At 58.2% G+C, this 22,869-nt stretch carries 21 protein-coding genes and 2 pseudogenes; 14 read left to right on the top strand and 9 right to left on the bottom strand.

What is annotated here, in order from left to right; translation table 11 throughout:
- The first annotated feature begins 22 nt into the window (after nt 1–22).
- A complete protein-coding gene (locus AC4OR5_RS18705) occupies nt 23–706 on the top strand; it encodes a DUF6515 family protein (RefSeq protein WP_058160471.1) in 684 nt (227 codons plus the stop codon).
- On the opposite strand, the gene fieF is transcribed toward AC4OR5_RS18705, so the two are convergent.
- Together fieF and AC4OR5_RS18695 are read right to left on the bottom strand one after the other, a co-directional pair.
- Nucleotides 699–1,595 carry a CDF family cation-efflux transporter FieF gene (fieF, locus tag AC4OR5_RS18700; RefSeq protein ID WP_003093118.1) on the bottom strand — a complete coding sequence of 299 codons (897 nt, stop codon included), beginning with the start codon at nt 1,593–1,595 and terminating at the stop codon, nt 699–701. The genes AC4OR5_RS18705 and fieF overlap by 8 nt on opposite strands.
- Before the next feature lie 88 nt (nt 1,596–1,683).
- Nucleotides 1,684–2,100 carry a hypothetical protein gene (locus AC4OR5_RS18695; protein ID WP_003093116.1) on the bottom strand — a complete coding sequence of 139 codons (417 nt, stop codon included), beginning with the start codon at nt 2,098–2,100 and terminating at the stop codon, nt 1,684–1,686.
- A gap of 141 nt (nt 2,101–2,241) precedes the next feature.
- Here AC4OR5_RS18695 and hrpB point away from each other — a divergent pair, with 141 nt between their 5' ends.
- Genes hrpB through AC4OR5_RS18670 form a run of 5 tightly spaced genes read left to right on the top strand, consistent with a single transcriptional unit; the run spans nt 2,242 to nt 10,678 of the window.
- Nucleotides 2,242–4,755, top strand: a complete 2,514-nt coding sequence (gene hrpB / locus AC4OR5_RS18690; RefSeq protein ID WP_116271292.1) for an ATP-dependent helicase HrpB — start codon at nt 2,242–2,244, stop codon at nt 4,753–4,755.
- Nucleotides 4,756–4,810: 55 nt separating this feature from the next.
- Nucleotides 4,811–6,277, top strand: coding sequence for a site-specific integrase (locus AC4OR5_RS18685; protein ID WP_003132541.1), 1,467 nt, complete (start codon nt 4,811–4,813; stop codon nt 6,275–6,277).
- Nucleotides 6,274–8,202, top strand: a complete 1,929-nt coding sequence (locus AC4OR5_RS18680) for a hypothetical protein (RefSeq protein WP_003132543.1) — start codon at nt 6,274–6,276, stop codon at nt 8,200–8,202. Before AC4OR5_RS18685 ends, AC4OR5_RS18680 begins: the two co-directional genes overlap by 4 nt.
- On the top strand, nt 8,199–10,247 hold the full coding sequence (locus AC4OR5_RS18675; RefSeq protein WP_003132545.1) for a hypothetical protein: 2,049 nt from the start codon (nt 8,199–8,201) through the stop codon (nt 10,245–10,247). The genes AC4OR5_RS18680 and AC4OR5_RS18675 overlap by 4 nt, the downstream gene beginning before the upstream one ends.
- A gap of 2 nt (nt 10,248–10,249) precedes the next feature.
- Nucleotides 10,250–10,678 (top strand): hypothetical protein, encoded by a 429-nt coding sequence (locus AC4OR5_RS18670; protein ID WP_010562495.1) that lies wholly within the window; start codon nt 10,250–10,252, stop codon nt 10,676–10,678.
- Between the two features lie 132 nt (nt 10,679–10,810).
- Here AC4OR5_RS18670 and AC4OR5_RS18665 read toward each other — a convergent pair whose 3' ends face one another.
- Nucleotides 10,811–11,032, bottom strand: a complete 222-nt coding sequence (locus AC4OR5_RS18665; RefSeq protein ID WP_010562496.1) for a helix-turn-helix domain-containing protein — start codon at nt 11,030–11,032, stop codon at nt 10,811–10,813.
- A 104-nt stretch (nt 11,033–11,136) separates the two neighbouring features.
- Between AC4OR5_RS18665 and AC4OR5_RS18660 the strand changes: the two genes are divergently transcribed.
- The 6 genes from AC4OR5_RS18660 (at nt 11,137) to tnpB (ending at nt 14,708) form a co-directional block, all read left to right on the top strand.
- A complete protein-coding gene (locus AC4OR5_RS18660) occupies nt 11,137–11,715 on the top strand; it encodes a VspR family transcription factor (protein WP_003127304.1) in 579 nt (192 codons plus the stop codon).
- Nucleotides 11,712–13,112, top strand: a complete 1,401-nt coding sequence (locus AC4OR5_RS18655; protein WP_003127305.1) for a DEAD/DEAH box helicase — start codon at nt 11,712–11,714, stop codon at nt 13,110–13,112. The genes AC4OR5_RS18660 and AC4OR5_RS18655 overlap by 4 nt, the downstream gene beginning before the upstream one ends.
- Nucleotides 13,113–13,202: 90 nt before the next feature.
- Nucleotides 13,203–13,505 carry a hypothetical protein gene (locus tag AC4OR5_RS18650; protein WP_003298444.1) on the top strand — a complete coding sequence of 101 codons (303 nt, stop codon included), beginning with the start codon at nt 13,203–13,205 and terminating at the stop codon, nt 13,503–13,505.
- Nucleotides 13,505–13,999: an inositol monophosphatase family protein gene (locus AC4OR5_RS18645; protein ID WP_017340928.1), complete on the top strand. Its 495-nt coding sequence runs from the start codon at nt 13,505–13,507 to the stop codon at nt 13,997–13,999. Before AC4OR5_RS18650 ends, AC4OR5_RS18645 begins: the two co-directional genes overlap by 1 nt.
- 59 nt (nt 14,000–14,058) lie before the next feature.
- On the top strand, nt 14,059–14,376 hold the full coding sequence (gene tnpA / locus AC4OR5_RS18640) for an IS66-like element accessory protein TnpA (protein WP_010562498.1): 318 nt from the start codon (nt 14,059–14,061) through the stop codon (nt 14,374–14,376).
- Entirely contained in the window at nt 14,373–14,708 is a 336-nt protein-coding gene (gene tnpB / locus AC4OR5_RS18635; protein ID WP_010562499.1) for an IS66 family insertion sequence element accessory protein TnpB, read from the top strand. The genes tnpA and tnpB overlap by 4 nt, the downstream gene beginning before the upstream one ends.
- A 97-nt stretch (nt 14,709–14,805) precedes the next feature.
- On the opposite strand, the pseudogene AC4OR5_RS18630 reads toward tnpB, so the two are convergent.
- The 6 genes and pseudogenes from AC4OR5_RS18630 to phnC form a co-directional block, all read right to left on the bottom strand.
- Nucleotides 14,806–15,111: pseudogene (locus AC4OR5_RS18630) on the bottom strand (IS5/IS1182 family transposase); the annotation flags it as partial.
- Nucleotides 15,112–15,218: 107 nt separating this feature from the next.
- A complete protein-coding gene (locus tag AC4OR5_RS18625; protein WP_003127731.1) occupies nt 15,219–16,088 on the bottom strand; it encodes a LysR family transcriptional regulator in 870 nt (289 codons plus the stop codon).
- Nucleotides 16,082–17,092 (bottom strand): phosphonate dehydrogenase PtxD, encoded by a 1,011-nt coding sequence (gene ptxD / locus AC4OR5_RS18620; protein WP_003127732.1) that lies wholly within the window; start codon nt 17,090–17,092, stop codon nt 16,082–16,084. The genes AC4OR5_RS18625 and ptxD overlap by 7 nt, the downstream gene beginning before the upstream one ends.
- A gap of 8 nt (nt 17,093–17,100) precedes the next feature.
- Nucleotides 17,101–17,928 carry a phosphonate ABC transporter, permease protein PhnE gene (gene phnE, locus AC4OR5_RS18615; protein WP_010466252.1) on the bottom strand — a complete coding sequence of 276 codons (828 nt, stop codon included), beginning with the start codon at nt 17,926–17,928 and terminating at the stop codon, nt 17,101–17,103.
- An 8-nt stretch (nt 17,929–17,936) separates the two neighbouring features.
- On the bottom strand, nt 17,937–18,800 hold the full coding sequence (gene phnD / locus AC4OR5_RS18610; RefSeq protein ID WP_010562501.1) for a phosphate/phosphite/phosphonate ABC transporter substrate-binding protein: 864 nt from the start codon (nt 18,798–18,800) through the stop codon (nt 17,937–17,939).
- The gene (phnC, locus tag AC4OR5_RS18605; RefSeq protein WP_003118432.1) at nt 18,797–19,624 is read right to left on the bottom strand and encodes a phosphonate ABC transporter ATP-binding protein; all 828 of its coding nucleotides are present in this window, start codon (nt 19,622–19,624) and stop codon (nt 18,797–18,799) included. The genes phnD and phnC overlap by 4 nt, the downstream gene beginning before the upstream one ends.
- A 342-nt stretch (nt 19,625–19,966) precedes the next feature.
- On the opposite strand from phnC, the pseudogene AC4OR5_RS18600 reads away from it, so the two are divergent.
- Nucleotides 19,967–20,477 (top strand): annotated as a pseudogene (locus AC4OR5_RS18600) (IS5-like element ISPst7 family transposase); the annotation flags it as partial.
- A gap of 519 nt (nt 20,478–20,996) precedes the next feature.
- Nucleotides 20,997–22,265, top strand: coding sequence for a group II intron reverse transcriptase/maturase (ltrA, locus tag AC4OR5_RS18595; protein ID WP_010562502.1), 1,269 nt, complete (start codon nt 20,997–20,999; stop codon nt 22,263–22,265).
- Nucleotides 22,266–22,869: the final 604 nt, after the last annotated feature.

The raw sequence follows: 22,869 nt of genomic DNA, 5'->3' as shown, positions 1-22,869 counted from the left end.
GATGAACGGTGGATGGTGGCGAATGCTCGGGGTGGGCGCTCTCTCGCTGAGCCTGTGCGTCCAGGCGCAGGCCGACGACGGCCGAGGGGGACGCGGCGGACCCGGCGGCGAGCGCGGTGTTGCCCACGGACAACCGGGACCTGGCCGCGGCGAAGCGTACGGCGGCAGTTGGGGACCGCATCCCGACTGGCGTCCGGGCCGGGTGGTGGAGGCCTTGCCGCGCGGACACCTGCGGGTGCCCTATCGCGGCGGCGAGTATTTCTTTCTCGACGGCTACTGGTACCGACCCGACGGCCCGCGCTATGTGTTGGTCGTGCCGCCCCGCGGGGTGCGCGTCCGCAGCCTGCCGCCCTATGCGGAGCAGGTCTGGCTGGGCAGCGTGCTGTACTTCCTTGCCGCCGGCACTTACTACCTGTGGCATGCCGACACCCGCGAGTACGAAGTGGTCAGCCCGCCGCCGCGGGCAGCGGGACCCGTTTATCCGGTCAGCGGGCCGGCCGCCAGCTACGACGTGGTGGCCTACCCCGCGCGCGGCCAGGGGCCCGACCAGCAGAGCCGCGACCGCTACGAGTGCCACCGCTGGGCGGTGGGCGAGAGCGGCTTCGACCCGGCGGGGGCGACCTACGCGCCGGCCGCCGAGGTCGCCAACGGCTACCGCCGGGCCATGGCCGCCTGCCTGAGCGGGCGCGGCTACAGCGTCAACTGACGGTTTCCTTGCCGACCACTTCCTGTGGGTCGGCATGGATCAGCACCTCGGCCTTCGGGTATTCGCGCTTGATCGCCAGCACTGCGCGGTCGGTCAGGGCGTGGGCCACCGACAGGCTCAGCTCGCCGGGCAGTTCGAGGTGCAACTGGACGAACCAGTGGTTGCCGGAGATCCGCGTGCGCACGTCGTGCGCGCCGAGCACTCCCGGCACGCTGCAGGCAAGTTCGCGCATGCGCTCGCTGATGTCGGTGGGCAGTTCCCGGTCCATCAGGATCGACACCGACTCGCGAGCGATCTGCAGGGCGCTCCAGAGGATGTACAGGGCGATGCCCAGGCCGAACAGGCCGTCGCTCTGCGGCCAGCCGTAGCGGGCCAGGAGCAGTGCCACGAGGATGCTGGCGTTGAGCAGCAGGTCCGAGCGGTAGTGCAGCGAGTCGGCGCGTATCGCGGTGGAACCGGTGCGGCGGATGACGTGGGTCTGGAAGGCCAGGAGAAGGGCCGTGAGCAGCAGCGACAGCAGCATCACCGCGATGCCCCAGGTGGCCGCGCCGAGGGGCTGCGGGTCGCGCAATTGCTCGACCGCCTGGATAGCCACCAGCACCGCGCTGGCACCGATGAACATGGCCTGGGCCAGGCCGGCCAGGGCCTCGGCCTTGCCGTGGCCGTAGCGGTGGTCGTCGTCGGCCGGGCGCAGCGAATAGTGCACCGCCAGCAGGTTGAGCAGCGAGGCGGCACTGTCCAGCAGGGAGTCGGTGAGGCCGGCGAGCAGGCTCACCGAACCGCTCAGCCACCAGGCGATGGCCTTGCCGATGACCAGGGTGACGGCGACACCGAGCGAGGCCAGGGTGGCCAGGCGCAGCAGGCGGGCGTGGGGGGAATCGGGACTCATGGGGCGCTTCTGGCAGAAGGGACGGCGCCACTGTAAACCAACCGGGCGGCGACCGGGCACTGACGCACGGTCGCGCTCGGAGGGTGGATCAGGCGGCCGGCTTCAGGCCATAGGCCGCCAGTTGCTCGACGCTGCCGCTGTGGCGGATCAGGCGCGGGTCGTCGAGCGGCAGTTCACGGCCGATCTCGCGTTCGAGGATGGCCTTGAGCTTGCGGTTGTCGACCTTGCCGTCCGCGCCGACGGCATCCTTGAGCACTTCCGGAGCGACCGAGTACTTGGCGTCGGGCAGGTATATGGCGCCGGTGGCGAAGTCGACGCCGAAGGCGATCAGGCCGGGGATGATATAGAACAGCAGGCCGATGGCGTCGAAGGCGACGATGGCCGGATCGATGCGACCGTCGATCTGGCCGCGTCGCTCGGGGTAGAACAGCGTACCGCAGGCCGACAACTGGCTCAGCAGGGCTGCACTGAGAACGGCACAGGAAACGCGGGTGGCAAGGCGCATGTATGACCTCCGGGTGAACATGACGGCGAACTATAGCAATCGACCAGCGTTCGGCAATCTTCTGCCGCGACGATGACGATAAGACCGCCGAAAGCGCCCGCCGGTTCGCCGGTATACTTCGCCGGTCAGTCCGGAGCCAGCATGATTTCCCTACCCATCGACGCCGTTGTTCCCGCCCTGCGCCAGGCCCTTGGCGCACAACACCAGGCCGTTCTGGAAGCCCCGCCGGGCGCCGGCAAGACCACCCGCGTGCCGCTGGCCCTGCTCGACGAGCCCTGGCTCGCCGGCCAACGCATCCTCATGCTCGAACCGCGGCGCCTGGCGGCGCGGGCCGCGGCCGAGCGGCTGGCCGCCGAGCTGGGCGAAAAGGTCGGCGAGACCGTCGGCTACCGGATCCGCCTGGAGAGCAGGGTCGGCCCGAAGACCCGCATCGAAGTGGTCACCGAGGGTATCCTTGCCCGTCGCCTGCAAGACGACCCGGCGCTGGACGGTGTCGGCCTGGTGATCTTCGACGAATTCCACGAGCGCAGCCTGGATGCCGACCTGGCCCTGGCGCTGACTCTCAATGGCCGCGAACTGTTGCGCGACGAGCCGCCGCTGAAAGTGCTGGTGATGTCGGCGACCCTGGAGGGCGAGCGTCTTGCGGCGCTGCTCGGCGAAGCGCCGGTGGTGCGCAGCGAGGGCCGCATGTTCCCGGTGGATATCCGCTGGGGACGGGCGGCGCAACCCGGCGAGTTCATCGAGCCGCGGGTGCAGCAGGCGGTGCTCCAGGCGCTGGCGGAGGAAAGCGGCAGCGTGCTGGTCTTTCTTCCCGGCCAGGCCGAGATCCGCCGCGTTCACGAAGGCTTGCGCGAGGCCCTTGGCGGTCGCCCCGAGGTGCTGCTCTGCCCGCTGCATGGCGAGCTCGACCTCGCCGCCCAGCGCGCCGCCATCGAGCCGGCGTCGCGGGGCACGCGCAAGGTGGTGCTGGCGACCAACATCGCCGAGACCAGCCTGACCATCGACGGCGTGCGGGTGGTGATCGACGCCGGCCTGGCGCGGGTGCCGCGCTTCGATCCGGGCAGTGGCATGACCCGCCTGGAGACCCAGCGCATCTCCCGCGCCTCCGCTACCCAGCGTGCCGGCCGCGCAGGGCGCCTGGAGCCGGGCGTATGCTACCGCTTGTGGTCGGAGAGCCAGCATGAGCAGTTGCCTGCCTACGGCACGGCGGAAATCCTCCAGGCCGACCTGGCCGGGCTGGCCCTGCAACTGGCGCGCTGGGGCGTGGCGCCGGAGGAGCTGGCCTGGCTCGACGCGCCGCCCGCGGCAGCCTACGCCCAGGCCCGCGACCTGCTCGGGCGACTGGGAGCGCTGAACGCCAGCGGCGCGCTGAGCGCCCATGGCCAGGCGATGGCCGAGTTGCCGACCCATCCGCGCATTGCCCACCTGCTGCTGCGCGGCCAGGCCCTCGGCCTTGGCGAACTGGCTTGCGACGTAGCGGCGCTGCTCGGCGAACGCGACATACAGCGTGGCGGCGGCGCCGACCTGCACAGCCGTCTCTCTCTGCTCGCCGGCGAGGCCCGCGCCGGCGCTTCGCGCGGCGCGGTACAGCGCGCCCGGCAACTGGCCCGGCAGTTCCGCGGCTATCTGCGCGGCGCCGCCAGCGAGGCGGTCGTCGATCCCGGCCATCCGCGCTGGCTGGGTTGCCTGCTGGCCTTCGCCTATCCCGACCGCATCGCTCGCCAGCGCCGCGCCGGCGGCGGCGACTACCGGCTGGCCAATGGACGCGCTGCGCAGTTCGGCGAACCGGACAGCCTGATGAAGCAGCCCTGGCTGGTGATCGCCGATCTGGGCAGCCGCCAGGGCCAGCGCGAAGAGCGGATCTACCTGGCCGCCGAACTTGATCCGAGGTTGTTCGATACGGTCCTGGCGGAGCAGGTCAGCCAGCGCGACGAACTGCAGTGGGACGAGCGCGAAGGCGTGCTGCGCGCCGAGCGCCAGCGCCGGGTCGGCGAACTGGTGCTGTCCAGCGAGGCGCTACCCGGCCTCGACGAAGCGGCGCGCAGCCAGGCGCTGCTCGGCCTGGTCCGGCGCAAGGGCCTGGAGTTGTTGCCCTGGACCCCGGAACTGCGCCAGTGGCAGGCGCGTATCGGCTTGCTACGCCGGCTGGACCTGGAAGACAAGGGTGAGAGCGAGTGGCCGGACGTCAGCGACGCCGCGTTGCTGGAACGGCTGGAGGAATGGTTGCCGGCCTACCTCGGCAAGGTCACCCGCCTGGCTCACTTCGCCAACCTCGACCTGGCTTCGATCCTCGCCGGGCTGTTGCCCTGGCCATTACCGCAGCGTCTCGACGAGTGGGCGCCGAAAACCCTGGAAGTCCCCTCCGGCTCGCGCATCCGCCTGGACTACAGCGAAACCCCGCCGATCCTCGCGGTGCGCCTGCAGGAACTGTTCGGCCTCGGCGACACTCCGCGCATCGCCCAGGGCCGCCTGGCAGTGAAGCTGCACCTGCTGTCTCCCGCGCATCGCCCGGTACAGGTGACCCAGGACCTGGCGAACTTCTGGCGCAGCACCTATGCGGAAGTCAGGAAGGACCTGAAGGGACGCTATCCGAAGCTATTCCATAAGTTAGACCCTTGGGTTGAATCGCTTAACAACAAAAAGATTGACAGGTAGCGATTGTAAACTGACGCATAACATATAGGATTGACTGATTCATCAGGGGGGGCGAATGTCCTACACCAATCCGCGTCACGAAGGTCGTCTGATTCTCATCCCGAATTTGCAGGATGCCTTCGCTATCCTGCATGTCAGTGAAGCGCCTCGCGGCTCTATTGAGTCAGCGCTTGAGGGGGCTGAATCCAATCTGCTTTATAAATGCGATGAAGTCGGTTCAGGGAATGACCGTGCCCTGTTCAATTTCCCATTTTTGTTTAGTGCTAATGGCAACCCTTGGCACGAAGCGAACGACTACTTGCTGAGTCTCATGCGTGATAGGGCTCCTGCAAGTCGACGCACTGATGATGTTAGGCGTCGTGCCAGTAAACTGTTGGATTACCTCCTATTCTGTGAGGATAACAATCTGGATTGGCTCGACTTTTCCGGTGCCCGTCCTTCGCTTCGCCCGACTTACAAGTACTTCTATCACCTGATTAAAGAAGGCCGTCGCAGTAATCAGGTCATCAATCAATATACCGCTGCGGTCTATCACTTTTATAAGTACGTTTCCGAGCATTGGCATTACCTCGATCTAAAGCGTGTTGATACGATCAAGCAAGTGCGGCTTATCGTGCAGAGCCCAAAAGGCGCGAAAATCATCGATGCTGAAAAGCGCAGCCAAACGCGGCGTACGCCGCCTAGTAGCTCCGTTCCTTTGGGATTCGTGCGTGAAGATGGCGAGGATCTTCGACCTCTCTCCAATCTTGAGTTAGGCGCGCTTTTGGAGGCCATTAATGAAAAGAAATGGTCAACGATTGAGCGGTTGATTCTTCTCACGTCTCTGATGACTGGAGCTCGTAAGCAAAGTGTTTTGACCATACGCTTGAAGCATTTGAAAGGATTTACAGAAGACAAACTAGTGCCGGAATGTGCCTATAAATTGCATGCCGGCCCGCGCACAGGCATTGATACGAAATTTGACAAAACTCAAGTTCTGTATGTTCCAAAGCAACTTGCTGAAGAATTGGTCACGCTTGCACGTAGTCCGATGATGAGGAGACGGCGGGAAAAATTTCGTGCTCAATTAGAAGTCAGTCATCCCGGTCTGTTGATAGAAGAGGACGATATGTATTTGTTTCTCTCCGATCAAGGCAATTGTTATTACATGGCTTCAAATGATCCGCGTTACGCTATTGTTAGGTCGCCACAGACAGGGCAGGTGACGGAAACAATAAAGCGAAAATTGCAGAGTACAGCTTCTAGCCAATTTCCAAAAGATTTTACATATCACTGGCTGCGAGCGACTTTTGCCTATCAACTCTACCAGCGCCTGCAACCGTTGGTTCAAGAAGGCGTTTTGAAATTAGGGGAGGATATTGATTTTATTCAAAAACGTATGCATCACGAGTCTAGGGAAACAACTGAAAACTATCTAAAGTTATTCAATATGACTCACGAAAAAGTCATCGCCCAAGAGGTGTGGGAGAAGAAATTGTTTAACGGTAACTACGAAGTCATGAAATTGACGGTCCAAGAATGAGTAGTCGGCAGCTGTTAGAGCATCGCGAAAATACAAAAATTATTACGCTAAATGAGTTGGTTCAGGAGTTTTCCGAACCTGAGCGTTTGCGATTGCAGCTGACCGTTAAGGTTAAAAAGAAGCCGTTAGATATTGGTAGTTTTGCATATCTCATTCGTGGTAAGAATAAAAGTGTTCATGATGATCGCGGGACGCCATTGGTGATTGAGTCGTTCGTTGAAAGTCGTCGTGAGCTGATTGTGAGAGTTTTGGAGTCTTTTGTCGGTCTGCGTGATAAGTCAGTCTTGGCAAATTTCTTCCATACCGAATATTTTATTGATTGGTTGAACGCTGAGGGTTACCGAGAAATATTTTCCAGTAGCGTGGATGCTCAAAAGGCATATCGAGATTATACAGCGCATCTAAATCAAAAAATATCCGATAAAAAGCTGAAGCCCCGGACCGCGTCAAGCTACCAAACTAGAGCATCCAGCCTGATCAAATTACTTTATCCAGATAATAGTGTCCATATTCTTGCTGGTGCAGTAAGGATTGTTCCAGATAGAGGTTCTGCAACAGCAGGCGCTGCTCATGTCGAGTTGTATAGAGATGTTTGCTTTGCCATTGCCCAGCAGTGCAGTGATTTTATCTTGAATAAAAAACCTTACCCGCTCGTGGTTGGAGTTAGAGATTATGAAGTTGTTATATTTCCGTCCAACCGAGGCGCGAGCAGCCCATTTAAGGATGCTGCTCCTTCATATAACTCAGCTGAGCGGCGAATTGCTACGGCCGAAGAATACTTCGCGGCCTTCGAGAGGCTTGGCCGAAAAAAGCCGAGAAATTATAATGTCGCGCGCGAACTAAGAAGCTCCCAGGCATCTTTGGATGCGGCTAATGAAGATGGGCGCAACTGGCATCGTCTTAATCTAGCGAGTCTTGCGGCGAAAGCCTATGCTATCCTTTTTTTTATGATTACAGGTGCCACTCCGGCTGAATTTGAGCAGTTTAGTTACGAAGACGCACTCAAAGTTGAAAAGTCCCCTCTCAAGAAAGAGTTGTCGGCTGTGAAATTTCGGGCTGGCGGAAAGTCAACGCTTTACAACATTGGGCGGGGCTCGGGTTTGTCGCTGCTGAAAGAGTATTTAAAGCTGCGTGCGTGGATTTTGGATGGTGCGAGACATGAGCGACTATTCTTTGCAATGCCTACGTCTGGTCAGCTTAGAACTTGCAAAAGCTTTGGTGATCTTAACGTGACAAGCTCCTTAGAAAAATTTTATGAGTTTATTAGCGGGGTCTTTCTTGATCCGACTGTACCAAGACTTTCAACTCGTAAAATACGCAAGCACAAAAGCACTGAAATGCACTCTGCACGTTTGTCGCCGTCCACGGTAGCGGCATCCCTCAATCACACCGAAGCGGTGAATCTTTCTACCTATGCAGAGGCAACACCTGAACAGCAGCAATCCGAGTTCAGCCTGTTTTGGGATGCAATACGCCACGCTGCTCATGTTGTGCGTGAGCGAAGCCGCAAGGCTGTAGCAAGTAGTGTCGCAATAGCGGCGGGTCACTGCGAGGATTTCAATAAGCCGACGTCTGCCACTGATGTGGGATTGATTATAGAGCCGAACTGCCGCACCCAATATGGTTGTTTGTACTGCGAAAACTATTTATGTCACGGCGATGAGGAGGATCTGCATAAAATTCTGAGTTTGCAATACGTGGTCAATGCCGTGCGTAAATCGGCCCCCGATGCAGCGCATACTGAGGCACTTTTCAAAGAGTTATCTATCCGGATCGAGTTTATAGTCGATGCTCTTAGTGAGCGCTCTAGCTCGGTGAAACAGACAGTCGAAAAGGTTAAAGCTAAGGTGTTTGAATACGGCGAGTTAACTAAGTTTTGGGAAGTCCGGTTGGGTCGCTATGAAAAAATGGGGATCGTATTTTGAGTGCTGCTGTTCAGTCGATAGGTAGTCTTTTTTCTAGCGGCCAGTTTCCAGTCACCAGCCAGCCAGATAGTGCGGCTCAGCTGTATGGGAAGCCCGCGTCGGATTTTGTTATCTGTCGCACTGAGTATGGCAATGCAACGGCAGTGTACGGCGAGTCTGTATGGGACTTTAACCCGTACAGGCTGAGTGCAAAAAAAATTGGCCGAATACGCTTCGATATGGTGTTCGGTGATTATGGTCATGATCAGCAAGCGCTGATCGAAGAAGCCAAATATCTTCTGTATTGTCTTATTTATTTCGCTGGCGGTGGGCGGATTGGTAAGCTGAGTGCATCTACGATTATTTCATATTGGGTTGTGCTGCGCATCGCTATGAAGTTCTGCTATGCGCAGAAAAAGAAGTCAATGGTTGGTGTGCTGTCCTTGCAGCAGCTTTTTACCGTGCCTGTTTATCTAGCGGCTTTTGTTAGTGAAAGTAATTTTGACAAGACGGTTCTTAGTGGGATATTGCACGGATTGATTAGTGTGGGCGAGGAACGCCTAGGGTATGTTGTGCTGAATCCAAGAGTTTTTGATTTGAGAAGACCTGATTCTAAACAGCATCCGGTAATTCCGACACGCCTTTATTTGAATTTAATAAATATTTGTGGCGACCTGCTCGATCATCTTTACTTGGGTGTTGGGAATATTGATTCATTTATATCGTGCTTTGCTGATGAGTATTTCGGTCTTACTCCGCACCGTCAAAAATCTTTGGGGGTTGGTGGTAAGTCGCGCTATCGCCCCGGTATTCAGCAAGCAATAGAGGAATATGGTCTGGCTGCGGTTTTTGTCGGTGAGTTTGCCTGTTCCGAAAAGAGAAAGCTGCAGCGAGTCCTTCTCAAGATGCAGTATGTGGTGAGAATGGTGATACACCTATATACCGGCATGCGTGATCAAGAGGTGATGCGTATGTCTTATAACTGCTTATCTGATCAAGTCGTGAGATGTTCAGTGGTTGATGATCAAGGTTTTATGCGCGATCAACCGCAATCAGTACACATATTATCGACTACCACGAAGTTTAGCGGTTACAAGAAAGAAAGCGCATGGTTCGCGGCAGGCGAAGTCGTCAAGGCGGTCGAGGTTGGCCAGGCGATTTGTCGTGGTTTAGCCCGGCTCTATAGGATTGAACTGGATGATCGTTGTCCGCTATTCATCAATCCGTCCGTCCTGTGTAAAACGAAGAATTGTGCAGAAGTTGGTGTAACAGACTTTACATTGAGAGCAACGATGGGCAGTGCTTTGAAATCCTTATCGATTCAATCAGAGGATTTACAAGAGTTGGCTCAGAGCGACCCTTCTCGTGACTTTTACAATGAGCCAGATTTTGCAGTAGGCCAGCCCTGGCCGCTGACTAGCCATCAATTCCGACGTTCGTTGGCCTTCTATGGAAGCAGTAGCGGCTTTCTCTCGTTACCGACTCTGCGAGCGCAGTTCAAGCATATGACCATTCAGATGGCGCGCTATTATGCGAATGGCTTTGATAACTTGCGCACCATTTTTGGCTACTATGACGAGAAGAAAATAGACTTCGTGCTACCATATAACCACTTTGCTTTCGAGTTCCAGATGGCCATGCCGATGTCGGTGGCCAATCAGTTGATTGCAGATCTGCTGTTCAAAGAAGAACCGCTGTTTGGTGGCACCGGTTCATACATGCAGAGGCAGAAAGAACGTGTTGAAGCTGGCGAGATAAAGATTGAAGATATTCGTGCCGATACAGAGCTTCGGGTGAAGAACGGTGCAATTAGCTATCGGCCAACGCTACTCGGTGGTTGCACCAAGGTGGGCCGCTGCGATTCCTTCATGCTCGGTGACTATACTGAATGTTTGTCCTGCGAGGGTGCGATTATCAAGCCCTCCAGGTTAAGTGCGGCCATTGAGGATGCGAAAAACGAGTTGTCAAACTACGCAGAAGACTCAGGCGAATATCAAATTGTGAAGGGCGATATTGAGCGCCTAATGGTTTTCAAGACTCGCCTGATCGACACTGTGGAGCTTTAGTCATGAAGTCTGGTGAAGGAATAAGCAAGGGGGTTGGTGCCTGTCAGGAAGCTTTGCAGCGCCTTCTCGATGGGAAGCCTTTTATGCCCGAGCATGTAGGGCTAGACCTATCCAAACTTACCGCGAGCATCGTCAGTCATGAGGCTGGATTTGACCGTGGTTATCTGAAAAAGTCTCGCAAAACACATTTGCCATTACTCGCAAAGATCGAGGCTTGTCGTGCTGAGGCTGACAAGGGCTGCGGCTCATCAAGTGGTAAAAGCATTAAACGTTTAGCAGATAAAGTTTTGTTTTTAGAAAAAGAGCTGGCGATGGTCAGTTCGCAGCGTGATCGAGCGCTTACACAGAACCTCCAGCTATGGGCGCGCGTGAGAGAACTGGAACTAGCTGAGCGTCAGAACAAGTCACGCCGGGTTCGGCTACATCATTGATAGATTTACGCCTCCTCGACAGCATCACAAGCGTCGGGGAATGTTCTAGCTAGTAGTCTGGATAATGAGGTTAGGGCCGACAGCATTAATGCAATTTCAAGCCTTCTTGAGCGCCAGCGTCGATCAGGTGGGCTAAAGCTCTGACGCCTGAGGCAGTAGGCCGCATGGATCGCATGCAAGCACGCTTGCGATGCGATACAGCTTCTCGACGGTGATGTTGACCTCGCCACGTTCGATCCGCCCTACGTAGCTGCGGTCGATATTGCACGCCAGCGCCAGTGCATCCTGGGAAATCCGGCAGGCCTTCCTCTGCACTCGGATGCGTTCCCCTAACGCTTTCGCCAACTTATCCATGACCGTCTCAATTCAACTTGAGGCGGCACTATCGTGCGTTTGCGGACGCACAGGCCACGGATTATAATCCGCATTTCTTTCGCGCTAACTCTTCTGGTGCCTCAATGAAATCGGCCTCGTTTATCTTCGACAGGCGTCTGTATGAGCTGCTTCAGGAGCCAGGGCGTACAACCTTTACGACCCGTGAACTGCGCGATGCCTATGCTGCTCGCCTGAATGGCACACATTTCCGTATCGCCGATGTGCGACGCTATGTGTATGAGCAGATCCGTCGACTAGTGCGCGCGGGCTGGGTTGCACTGGACGAGGACCGTCGTGTCCGAGGACAGGTCTACCACCTGCAGCCGATTCCGGCACACCTACAACTGGAACTGATCGACAACGGTTTTGAGAGCAGCCTTATGGCTGCCGGAGTGCCCGAACCAGACACGGCGGTACGCGACGTGGAGGCTTTGCCGGCCAATACGGATTTGCAGTTGGAGGCGCTCCACAAGGAAATCCGCTTGGACTTTCTCACTTCAATGGGCGAGGCAGAGCGATTCAAGCTGCTTCTGGACGAGATGCCGCATTTGCGCGACAAGGTTGAAGGCGATTACCTGGAGGCCAGGGATCGCAGTTCTCGCCTTCTGGGCCATTTACGCGCCATAGAAAAGACCCTCAAAACGCTCGCAGCGCCACGATGAGCAGATCGCTACGCAGCTGGCAGAACAGCTGCATCACCAAGGCGTTGGAGCACCTTACCGTCACGCAGCACTTCTTCTGCCAGGCAACGCCGGGAGCCGGGAAGACGCGCATGGCCGCGGAGCTGACCAGCCGACTGCTTCAGCAGGACAGAATTGACCTGGTGCTGTGCTTTGCGCCGTCCTGCCAGGTCGTGGAGGGTTTTCGTTCGACTTTTTCGGAAGTGCTAGGCAGACGTCTCGATGGCCAGATGGGTGCCGTGGGGGCGGCCTATACCTATCAGGCCATGGAATACCGTGATGAGGGATTCTGGCAGCTTCTTGATGACTACCGGGTGCTTGTGGTCTTCGATGAAATCCACCATTGCGCCGGCCACGATCCGCTCCTCAGCAATGCCTGGGGGCAGCAGATACTGCACCGGATACAGGATCGCGCTGTCTTCACGTTGGCCCTGTCTGGCACGCCCTGGCGTTCGGACGACAAGGCCATTGCCTTGGCTCGCTATTCGTCGCCCGAAGGGCATTTGATCTGCGATTACCGCTATGGCTTGAAAGACGCCATTGCCGACGGCGTGTGCCGATCCCCTCGCATTGTGTTGCTCGATAATCAGAAGGTGAAACTCACTGAAGAACTTGGCGCGGATAGCTCCGTCAGGCTGTTTCCCAGCATCGCCAAGCTTTTGGGGGAGTCACCTGTCACCTATGAGGAACTGCTGCGCCATGACGACGTGATCAATCCAATCCTCGACCTTGGCTACAGCAAGCTCAACGAGCTACGCCAGATCAAGCCTGATGCCGCCGGCTTGGTGGTGGCTACCGACATCGAACACGCTCAGCAAATAGCCCAGGCTCTGGAAACAATGGGTGAAGAGTGCCGTATCGTGACCAACAAAACCCCGGATGCGCAGCAAGTGATCAATGCATTCCGCAGCAACACCTGCCGCTGGATTGTCGCCGTAGGAATGATCAGCGAAGGCACCGACATTCCACGCCTGCAAGTGTGCTGCTATCTCAGCCGTATCCGCACCGAACTGCATTACCGGCAAGTGCTGGGACGGGTACTGCGACGCACAGGTGAATCGGATGACCAGGCTTGGCTATTCATGCTGGCAGAACCGAAGCTTCAGGGCTTTGCGGAGCGAATTGCAGATGACTTGCCGGATGACCTGGCCGTTTTGAGAGATGTGCAGATGCCTGGATTTAATCCAGACTCAAGGCCTGAACCGATGGGTGCTTCGGGCCATGTCAAGGGTATCGGCGATGCTGGGTTAGGTGGCGCAGAACCTGGTATTGGGTCGCAGGCTACGAACATCATTTCGCTGGGTGGCTTTGCAAATGAGCCCGCTTACCAGGTCAGCTTTTCCCAGCATTACCGGCAGCAGCTACTGGCTTGTTTCTGATGCTCAGCCAGTCGAGGCTGCTCGAATGATGCCGGTGTGCATGAATCCATAACCGGCCGGTGCCGCGTGGAACGTAATCGTGAGGTGCGTATGGAGGTTAGGTCGCAGGCATTGGTCGATGTCGTTGAGGATGTGATCTGCGACGTGTGCCGCTCTGGAACTCGTATCCCTGGCTATGGCCTTCAATACGGCAAGCTTGAAGCCCAATGGGGATATGGATCACAGCATGACGGAAAGCACTATCGGGTGCATCTCTGCGAGCCCTGCTTTTTCAGGGTGCTGAGTGGATTGCGTCGGGAGTGTATGGTCAATGGCATGTTCGATGATGAGCAGCCATTTTCCTCTGAGGATTTTGGCTTGGTCAGCAAGGGTAACTACTGGGAAAAGAGCTGATGACAGGACTGCGGCTGAGCGATCTTCTTGAACCCGTCATGCAGCTTGCTTACGAAGCAGGCCTACTTATTGAGTCAGAGCTTAATAGACCAGACGGCCCAAGGGGCAGTGGCTTTAAGGCAGACGTCGATGTTGAAATCGAGGTACTTCTGCGACAGCGACTGAAGCACATCCTTAATTGCGATTTTGTCGGAGAAGAAACGGGCTGCGAGCTATCAGGCCACCCATTTAGTTGGGTTGTTGACCCCAATGATGGAACAGGCGACTTCCTCAATCGTCGGCCGGGCTCTGCCATTTCTATCGGATTGCTGCATAACGCAACGCCAGTGCTGGGCGTGGTTTACGCCCCCGTCACGCCTAGTGGTCCTGACTGCATAGCATGGGCTGAGGGTGCACCGGCTTTACTGCGTAATGGTCGTCCCGTGAATAATGACCTGCAATCTGCGATCTTGGGTAAGCGTCCAGCCAAGTCACCTTCCGAACTCCAGCATTAAGGGCGATGGTGTCCGCGTATTTTTAAGCGGACGCGTTCGTCCTTAACGTTAGGATTTCCATGCGCCAACGAAGCTCTTACCCCGAACCGTTCAAGGTCCAGGTCGTTCAGGAATGCCTACAACCGGGTGCGACCGTCTCCAGCGTTGCCATCCGCCATGGCATCAACGCCAACGTCATTCGAAAATGGCTACCGCTTTACCGAGATCAGCTACCCGCGGCGTTGCCGGCGTTCGTTCCATTGAGGGCTACGCCCAAACGGCCGACTGCAGCATCGGTGATTATTGAGCTATCGCTTGGCGAGCAGTCAGTCACAGTGAAATGGCCAGTGTCCGATCCTGACGGCTGCGCCCGCTTTGTCCGGGGGCTTGCCCCGTGATCCGCATCGATAGCATCTGGCTTGCCACTGAGCCGATGGACATGCGCGCCGGCACCGAGACCGCATTGGCCCGTGTAGTGGAGGTATTCGGTGCGGCGAAGCCGCACTGTGCTTATCTGTTCGCCAACCGCCGCGCCAACCGCATGAAAGTGTTGGTGCATGACGGTGTAGGGATCTGGCTGGCCGCGCGGCGATTGAACCAGGGCAAGTTTCACTGGCCAGGCATCCACCGCGGCTCGGAAGTTGAACTCGACACCGAGCAGCTTCAGGCTTTGGTGCTCGGTTTACCTTGGCAGCGGGTTGGTGCAGCCGGTGCGATCACAGTGCTGTAGCGCCGGCCATTAGCCCATCGCTTTATCTGCGCTGATCGCCTGCTCTGGCACAATCAGCGGCATGACTTCCTCGCCCAATCTCGACCAACTGACACCTGGTGGTTTCGTCGGGGATGCGCTCCAGGTTCAGCCCGGCAAACTGGCGCAGGATCGTGGTTTCGTACAGCGCTTCCTCCATCGCTGGATCGCTGTAGCCGAACCAGTTCTGCAGCAGATGCACACGCAGCATCGCCATCAACGGGTAGGCCGGACGGCCACCTTCACCCTTCGGATAATGTGGCTCGATCAAAGCAATCAAGCCCTTCCACGGCACCACCCGATCCATCTCGATCAGGAACAACTCCTTGCGGGTTTGCTTGCGCTTGCCAGCGTACTCGGCGTCGGCGAAGGTCATCTGCTTCATCGGGAAACTCGGTGGGTGGGGTCGCGGTATTTTGCCAAATCAGAAAGTCTTTTTCAGAGTTTCCCTAGGCTGACAAGCCAAGCGCTGGATCGCAACCATCCATCACCTTATCCAGCTAGATCTGCCTCCTCCAATAAGTGCCGCACAAATCCCGGCGGGTGCAGATTTCCGGGAGGTTTGCGCCAGATCAGTTGGAGACGCTTTTCAAGCCCCGGGATGGGAAGAGCTACCAGCGCGCCACTGCGAACTTCGTCTTGTACTGCGGAAGCCATCACCAACGACACGCCGAGTCCCGCCCTCACTGCTTGTTTGACTGCCTCGGTGCTGCCTAGCTGCATACCGCTGCGAGGCACGCCCAGTTCGCCAAAGTATTCGGTCAGAAGCCGTCCGGTACCGCTACCCGGTTCACCTCCCAGCATCGGCAGGTCCACCAGACGATCACGTTCTATGCACCCTGCTTCAGCCAGCGCATGGTCGGGGCTGACGATAAGCACCAGCGGCTCGACCCGCCAGAGGCGGTGTTCGAAGTCGGGGTGAGGTAGCCACCATTCCATGATCGCGGCGTCGAGCTGGCCCGCCAGTAGCTGGTCGGCCACATCCGGGTTGGCGGCGATGCGCAGATCCACCTCGCCCCTCTCATTTGCGGTCGTCAGATAGTTGCGCACGAATGGCAGGAGAAGGTAGGTGCCGATGTTGGAGCTGGCCCCGACGCGCTCACGATTGCCATGCAGGGCTTCTAGCGCCCGGGCGTGCATGTCGAGCAAGGCGGTCGCATGCGGCATGAAGGCCAGCGCCCGTGTGGTAGGCTGGCAGCCGCTACGACTGCGCTGCACCAGCGTTACGCCGACCTGCTCTTCAAGCTTCTGCAAGTGCTGCGACACCGTCGGCTGGGCCAGCCCCAACGCCCTCGCCGCGCTCTGAAAACTGCCTGTTTGAACGATCGCTACCAGGCTCTTCAGCCAGACCGGATTCAACATGCGGCAGGCTCGGCCTTGGGCAGACGGTTCGCAGCGTTGATTGGGCGCGCACCTGCCAATGCCTGGATGATGTTCTGCGCTGCACAACGTTCAATCTCCAGGCGCACCGCGCGCACTGCCGACCCTATGTGCGGAGTGAACAGCGTATTCGGATGCGCGAGCAGCGCAGGATCGATCAGCCGCGGCCGGTCCGCGCGAGCCCAGTCTTCCATTTCGAATACATCCGCCGCATACCCGCCGAGCTGGCCTCGCTCAAGCGCCGCGAGCACGGCGGCTTCATCCACTACCGAACCACGACAGGGGTTTACAAGCAGAGCGCCCGGCCGTACGAGGGCAAGCAGCTCGGCGTTGACCAGATGCTGGGTATCGGCATTCAAGGGAAGCGCCAGCAGGATGAAGTCCGAGCTGGCGAAGAGTTCGCTGCACGCCACCCGGCGCAGGCCGAGCCGTTGCTCGGTTTGTGTATCCAGAGCCTTCGCCTCGTGGTACTGCAGGGTCGCGCCCCATCCCTGCAAGCGATCAGCCATGGCCAGTCCGATGGCGCCCATGCCAAGGATGCCGACCGTAGCGTTATCCAGCCCCGTGCCGTAGAACTGTGGTTGCCAGCCCTGGAACTTGCCAGAGCGGACGAACGCATCTGCTGCCCGCAGATGCCGCCCCAGCCCCACCGCCAGTCCGATCGCCAGCTCGGCAGTCGGGACCGTCAACAGATCAGGCACGAAGGTCAGCCAGACCCCGCGGGCAGTACAGGCGTCCACATCGAAATTGTCGAAGCCCTTGAGCGCGCAGCCGACTACACGCAGCTCAGGGCAGGCTTGAAGAAAGTCTGCATCGACCCGATCGGGCATGAACGCCATCATCGCCTGAGCATCGCGGCAGCGGCGCAGAATTTCCTCGCGCGGCAGCGTGCTGTCGGTCTGGTTGGTCATCAGCTCGCAATGTGGCGCCAGCAGTTGCAGGATCTCATCGTGTACTCGGTGAGTTATAACGAGTTTCGGCAGCATGGTTTGTCCTATTTGAAACGTTTGCGCAGCACGCCACTGAAGGCGTCTACTAGCGTGACCATGGCCAGGATGACCAGCAGGATTGCTGCAACCTCCTGGTACTGCATGATGCGCAGCGAGCCCATGAGTTCGAAGCCGATACCGCCGGCGCCAACCATGCCCATCACGGTGGAGGCGCGAAAGTTGTATTCCCAGCGGTAGATCGCCACGTCGGCGAACTGCGGCGTCACCTGTGGCAAAACCGCGTGCAGCAGCACTTGCATCGGCGTAGCCCCCGCCGCCCGAGCGGCTTCCACCGGCGCTTCGTCGACGTGCTCGATGGCCTCGGCGAAGAACTTGCCGACCATGCCGACCGAATGCAGACCCAGGGCAAGCACGCCCGGCAAGGCGCCGAACCCTACGGCTGCAACGAAGATGATGCCCATGATCAGCTCCGGCACCGACCGCAGGGCATTGAGCAGCACCCGGGCAACACCGAACACAAGGGGGTGCGGCGCCGTATTGCGCGCTGCAACGAAGGCCACCACCAGCGAGAACACCACTGCGATGGCCGTACCGGCGATGCTCATCGCCAAGGTGTCGATCAAGGGGCGAATCCAGCTTCGATAGCCCGAAAAGTCTGGCGGCATGGCCTCGCCTGCCAGGGTCGCGATGGAGGGCAGCCCGTTCAGCAGCGTGGTGGCATCGAGCAGCCCCACGTACCAGCAGGCCAACAGCACCACTCCGAATACAATCGCCACCTGCCCCAGCTGGCGCCACCAACCGAGGCCGAAGCCTCGAAGGATGTGCTCGCGTTGCTCTGCAGGCAGCGCCTGCACGTCGTAATGAGTAGACATATCGGTGCTCACATCGTGGCGAAGTCGAGGCCGAGCAGCGATCCCATGTTGCGGATCACATCGTAGTCGGCGTCGGTGATTGGCGCGAAGGCCTCGGCCTTGAAGTTGCGCAGCACTTCGGGATCGTCGATACCGACGAATACATCCCGCACCTTGGTTTTCAGCTCGGGGCTCAGGTTCGAGCGCATCGCCCAGGGGTACTGGGGGTATTCGCCGCTGTAACCAAGTACTTTCACCTTGCTCGGATCGATTAGGCCACGTTCGACTGCGTGATTGAAAATTACCTCCGACAGCCCACCCGCATCGGCGTTGCCGTTCGCCACGTTGACGGCAACGGCGTCATGCGTGCCCACAAAATGTTGTTCGTAGTCCTGCCCACCCGTCAAACCGGCCGTCTCAAGAAGCACGGCTTTGGGAATCAAATGGCTGGACGTCGATGCCCGGTCACCATAGGCCATCTTCTTGCCCTTAAGGTCGGCATACTCATTCACGCCTGACGCCACATTGGCGATAATCACCGAGCGATAGGTCGGCTTGCCGTCGATGACCATGGCAGCGAAGGGCTCGATGTCGCTTTTGCTTTTGGCCATGACGTAGGACAGCGGACCGAAATACGCCAGGTCGATACGGCCAAAGCGCATCGCCTCAATCATCGAGGAATAGTCGGTGGTTACGATCAGCTGCACCTTCTTGTCCAGATGCTCTTCCAGATAATCCTTCAGCGGCTGGTTACGCTTGATCAGCTCGGAGGCGTTTTCGTCCGGCAGCAGGGCAACCTTTAGCACATCCGGATCGGCATCGGCCGCTAGGGCGGACAAACTTGAAACAGCGGACAGCAAGCAAGTCAATAAGAGCGCGGATAAGCGTTTCATCGGGACATCTCCAGTGAAGGTTCGAGCATGACAGGTGGTTCAGCCGGAGCATTCGCTGGCTGAGTCGTAGAGCGGCCTGCATAGATGCGCTCAAGCTGCGCATCGGTGAGTTCCGAGGGCGCGGCATCGAAAACGATCTGAGAATCGGCCAGCCCGACGACGCGATCGGCGAAGCGGCGGGCATATTCGAGTTGATGCAGCGAAACGATGGCGGTGATGCCGTCTTCCTTGCAGATGTCGCGCAGCAATCCGAGAACACGGACCGAAGTGGCCGGGTCGAGACTGGCTACCGGCTCATCGGCCAGAATGATCGCCGGCTGTTGCGCTAGCGCACGCGCGATGCCTACCCGCTGCTGCTGGCCACCGGACAGTTTGTCCACCCGGCTTAGCGCCTTGTCTGCCAGACCGACCCGAGCGAGGCAACTGAGCGCAATCTCCTGATCGGCACGCGGCAGAGGAAACAGCGAGCGGAGCGTGTTGTGAAAGGCCAGCCGACCGGTAAGCACATTAGCCAGTGCGCTTTGACGTTCGATTAGCTGGTGGTGCTGAAAGATCATGGCGGTACGCCGACGATGCTGACGCAAGGCCGAGCCGCTGCCGAGTTCACCGAGTTCGCTGGTGACACTGCCGCCAGTGGGCGTGACGAGTCGATTGAGACTACGGAGCAAGGTCGACTTGCCTGCGCCCGAGAGACCAAGCAGCACGGTGAACTCACCACGCCGAAATGCAATCGAGGTATCGCGTAGGGCTGTCACGCCGCCTGGATAGACGACGCTCAACCGGTCGACCCGCAGCACGGCGTCCTGTATCGGATGGGGCGTCATTTGATCACCTTTCGCAATATTGCTGGCCGCACAATTGCGGTTCGCGATGCAAAGGGTAGAAATTCCTTGTTAACGCACTGTTTCTAAAGGATGACATTTCGATGAATACTTCGAATCTGCCGTAGCGGGGCGGCAAGCGAAGCCGTGGAAGAACGGGCGCAACGTAGCGTCTTTCTTCACGCGGGATACAGGAGGCTTTGATTGATACTGCTGCGGATTCGCTACAGTAACGTTGGGCCAGAACGTAATGCCATCCAAGCAAGAGAGCGCACACTAGGGAAACTCTGAAGAAGACTTCCAGATTTTGGCAAAATACCCGGATTCCACCCACCGAGTTTCCCGATGAAGCAGATGACCTTCGCCGACGCCGAGTACGCTGGCAAGCGCAAGCAAACCCGCAAGGAGTTGTTCCTGATCGAGATGGATCGGGTGGTGCCGTGGAAGGGCTTGATTGCTTTGATCGAGCCACATTATCCGAAGGGTGAAGGTGGCCGTCCGGCCTACCCGTTGATGGCGATGCTGCGTGTGCATCTGCTGCAGAACTGGTTCGGCTACAGCGATCCAGCGATGGAGGAAGCGCTGTACGAAACCACGATCCTGCGCCAGTTTGCCGGGCTGAACCTGGAGCGCATCCCCGACGAAACCACCATTCTCAACTTCCGCCGCTTGCTGGAGAAACACGAGCTGGCGGCCGGCATCCTCGCTGTCATCAATGGCTCTGGGCGACCGCGGCCTGTCGCTGCGCCAGGGCACCATCGTCGATGCAACGCTGATCAATGCGCCCAGTTCGACCAAGAACAAGGACGGCAAGCGCGACCCGGAAATGCACCAGACCAAGAAGGGAAACCAGTATTGTGTGTCACGAACACAGGTCAGATGACCTGTGCTGCTGTGCCGAAGATGGAAGTAGGCCTTCCGAAGTCGGCTTGCAGGAGCGGACTTCAAACCACCCGGTGCTGCTGCATCCAAAAGGTGTGGTGGTGAGCGACCGAGGAAAAGTCATCCCTGAGGATGGCAGGTGAGTATGGAGAAGATGAGCGAAAGCAAACCGTCCGATGACGCATCGTTATGCCCAAGGTGCTGCCGAAACTGAGGTGGAGTACTGGCTTCAGGACAAGTCGGGGCGTTACCTGCTTACGGACCCGATGGCAGCCGGTGTATAGGCGGCATGATCTTCATACAGGCTTTGGTACGGAACGTGAGAACCTTGTTCCAGATGCGAAGGAAAATGACAAATGGCCAACACCATGAGGAAGAATACCGATGCTGGAACGAGGGGCGGAGCTTCCCGTAGTAGCGATGAAGCCTCTGTAATGGAGGTGGAGCGAAGGGGCGGCGTTATCCGGCCGACGAGCGTTGCCAACCTCCGGGGATGAGTGGCGTGAGCTCGGCGAAACCTTATGACATAGCGAAACGCACGGTATGGGACGCCTACCAGCAGGTCAGGGCCAACCGCGGTGCTGCCGGCATCGACGATGAAACCATCGCCGATTTCGAGCGGGATCTGTCTAAGAATCTCTACAAGCTGTGGAATCGGATGTCGTCGGGGTCGTACTTCCCGCCTCCGGTCAAGCAAGTAGAAATTCCCAAGGCATCGGGAGGCACGCGCAAGCTGGGAGTGCCCACGGTTGGTGATCGTGTCGCGCAAACCGTGGTCAAGCTTCTCATCGAGCCGGAGCTGGACTCGATCTTCCACTCGGACTCCTATGGGTACCGGCCGGGACGATCAGCGAAGCAGGCGGTGGCGATCACGCGTGAGCGCTGCTGGCGATACGACTGGGTGGTGGAGTTTGATATCAAGGCAGCCTTCGATCAGATCAATCATGGGTTGCTGATGAAGGCGGTGCGCCTGCACATCAAGGAGGACTGGATACTTCTGTACATCGAGCGGTGGCTGGTTGCGCCGTTCGAAACGGATGACGGCATGCGCGTCCCACGCGAACGCGGCACCCCGCAAGGTGGAGTGCTCAGTCCCCTCCTGATGAATCTGTTCATGCACTATGCCTTCGACACCTGGATGCAACGTACCAGCCCCAACTGCCCGTTTGCCCGCTACGCCGATGATGCGGTGGTGCACTGCCGCAGTCGAAAGCAAGCGGAGTACGTGATGCGCTCCATTGCTTCACGGCTGGCTGCCTGTGGCTTGACGATGCACCCGGAGAAATCGAAAGTCGTGTACTGCAAGGACAGTAACCGTCGCGCAGGTTATCCGCATGTGAGCTTTACCTTCCTCGGCTTCACCTTTAGGCCGAGGAAGGCGCTCAGCAAACAAGACCAGCTCTTCACGAGCTTCCTTCCGGGAGCGAGTGCGGATGCCTTAAAGCGGATGCGGCAAGCGGTACGCAGGTGGCGACTCAATCGCCAAACCCACGTGACGCTGGTCGACGTGGCTCGGCTCTACAATCCAGTGATACAGGGGTGGTGGCAATACTATGGCTCGTTCTATCGGACAGCCATGCTTGGCATCTTCCAGCACATTGACCGCGCGCTTGAACGCTGGGCCCGACGAAAATACAAGGCCCTTCATAGGCGCAAGCGGCGCATTAGCCAATGGCTGGACAAGATGCGGACTGTGGTACCCCGGCTGTTTCATCACTGGCGAGTGACCGGGCAGCAAGGTTGGATAACGGGAGCCGTATGACGCGAGAGTGTCACGTACGGTTCTGCGAGCGGCTGCGGGGGCAGTTCCCGCGGCCGACTCACCATTTCGGCAGTGCGACCTGAAAGTCGCATGGGTTTCTGTTCCGCAGGTTAACGCCCGACGGAACCGACTGTTCCACCACTCGTTCCCTACCCAGACAGGCGTGGCCGGTAACAGCCGGGTCTGAAGCTCTGGGGACAATGTAACCGCCGATATTTCGGTAGGTCGAACCGCGAGGCCAGACTGAATCTGCCAGCATCAAGGCGGAGAGGCGCTAGGGATGAACAGGTACCCGCCAACTGCACGGGGGTGATGGTGCTCGCTTGGCGACTGGCTTCTTGCTGGAGGTTAGAGATTGCTTCGGCAATTGCCTTGGTCTGAGCCACATAGCTGCCGGATAGGTTGGCAATCACAATGCAGCAACGCGGTAACTCCAGAGCGGCGCTCATCAGGCAGCTGAGTGTGTAGGTGCTCACGGTAGCCAGCGTACCGCCGCCGATGACAGTAGTGCTCGCGTTTTCAAGGTAGGGCGGCAACTCATCGAGCATGATCAGGGTCGGTTTGTCCCCGATAATTTTCTTCCAGCCAGCCTGATCGACCGCGC

It is taken from the genome of Pseudomonas sp. YA1 (genome assembly GCF_058680555.1).
Note: the sequence above shows the minus strand (reverse complement) of the source record. Positions and strands in the feature narration are given on the sequence as shown.

Excerpts from the sequence above, each read along its gene's own strand:
- AC4OR5_RS18645 (WP_017340928.1), top strand. The coding sequence starts at position 13,505 with ATGACAGGACTGCGGCTGAGCGATCTTCTTGAACCCGTCATGCAGCTT.
- AC4OR5_RS18650 (WP_003298444.1), top strand. The coding sequence starts at position 13,203 with ATGGAGGTTAGGTCGCAGGCATTGGTCGATGTCGTTGAGGATGTGATC.
- phnE (WP_010466252.1), bottom strand. The coding sequence starts at position 17,928 with ATGTCTACTCATTACGACGTGCAGGCGCTGCCTGCAGAGCAACGCGAG.
- AC4OR5_RS18665 (WP_010562496.1), bottom strand. The coding sequence starts at position 11,032 with ATGGATAAGTTGGCGAAAGCGTTAGGGGAACGCATCCGAGTGCAGAGG.
- fieF (WP_003093118.1), bottom strand. The coding sequence starts at position 1,595 with ATGAGTCCCGATTCCCCCCACGCCCGCCTGCTGCGCCTGGCCACCCTG.
- AC4OR5_RS18660 (WP_003127304.1), top strand. The coding sequence starts at position 11,137 with ATGAAATCGGCCTCGTTTATCTTCGACAGGCGTCTGTATGAGCTGCTT.
- AC4OR5_RS18625 (WP_003127731.1), bottom strand. The coding sequence starts at position 16,088 with ATGTTGAATCCGGTCTGGCTGAAGAGCCTGGTAGCGATCGTTCAAACA.
- phnC (WP_003118432.1), bottom strand. The coding sequence starts at position 19,624 with ATGACGCCCCATCCGATACAGGACGCCGTGCTGCGGGTCGACCGGTTG.
- hrpB (WP_116271292.1), top strand. The coding sequence starts at position 2,242 with ATGATTTCCCTACCCATCGACGCCGTTGTTCCCGCCCTGCGCCAGGCC.
- ltrA (WP_010562502.1), top strand. The coding sequence starts at position 20,997 with ATGAGTGGCGTGAGCTCGGCGAAACCTTATGACATAGCGAAACGCACG.
- AC4OR5_RS18670 (WP_010562495.1), top strand. The coding sequence starts at position 10,250 with ATGAAGTCTGGTGAAGGAATAAGCAAGGGGGTTGGTGCCTGTCAGGAA.
- AC4OR5_RS18695 (WP_003093116.1), bottom strand. The coding sequence starts at position 2,100 with ATGCGCCTTGCCACCCGCGTTTCCTGTGCCGTTCTCAGTGCAGCCCTG.
- ptxD (WP_003127732.1), bottom strand. The coding sequence starts at position 17,092 with ATGCTGCCGAAACTCGTTATAACTCACCGAGTACACGATGAGATCCTG.
- AC4OR5_RS18705 (WP_058160471.1), top strand. The coding sequence starts at position 23 with ATGCTCGGGGTGGGCGCTCTCTCGCTGAGCCTGTGCGTCCAGGCGCAG.
- phnD (WP_010562501.1), bottom strand. The coding sequence starts at position 18,800 with ATGAAACGCTTATCCGCGCTCTTATTGACTTGCTTGCTGTCCGCTGTT.
- AC4OR5_RS18655 (WP_003127305.1), top strand. The coding sequence starts at position 11,712 with ATGAGCAGATCGCTACGCAGCTGGCAGAACAGCTGCATCACCAAGGCG.
- tnpA (WP_010562498.1), top strand. The coding sequence starts at position 14,059 with ATGCGCCAACGAAGCTCTTACCCCGAACCGTTCAAGGTCCAGGTCGTT.
- AC4OR5_RS18680 (WP_003132543.1), top strand. The coding sequence starts at position 6,274 with ATGAGTAGTCGGCAGCTGTTAGAGCATCGCGAAAATACAAAAATTATT.
- AC4OR5_RS18685 (WP_003132541.1), top strand. The coding sequence starts at position 4,811 with ATGTCCTACACCAATCCGCGTCACGAAGGTCGTCTGATTCTCATCCCG.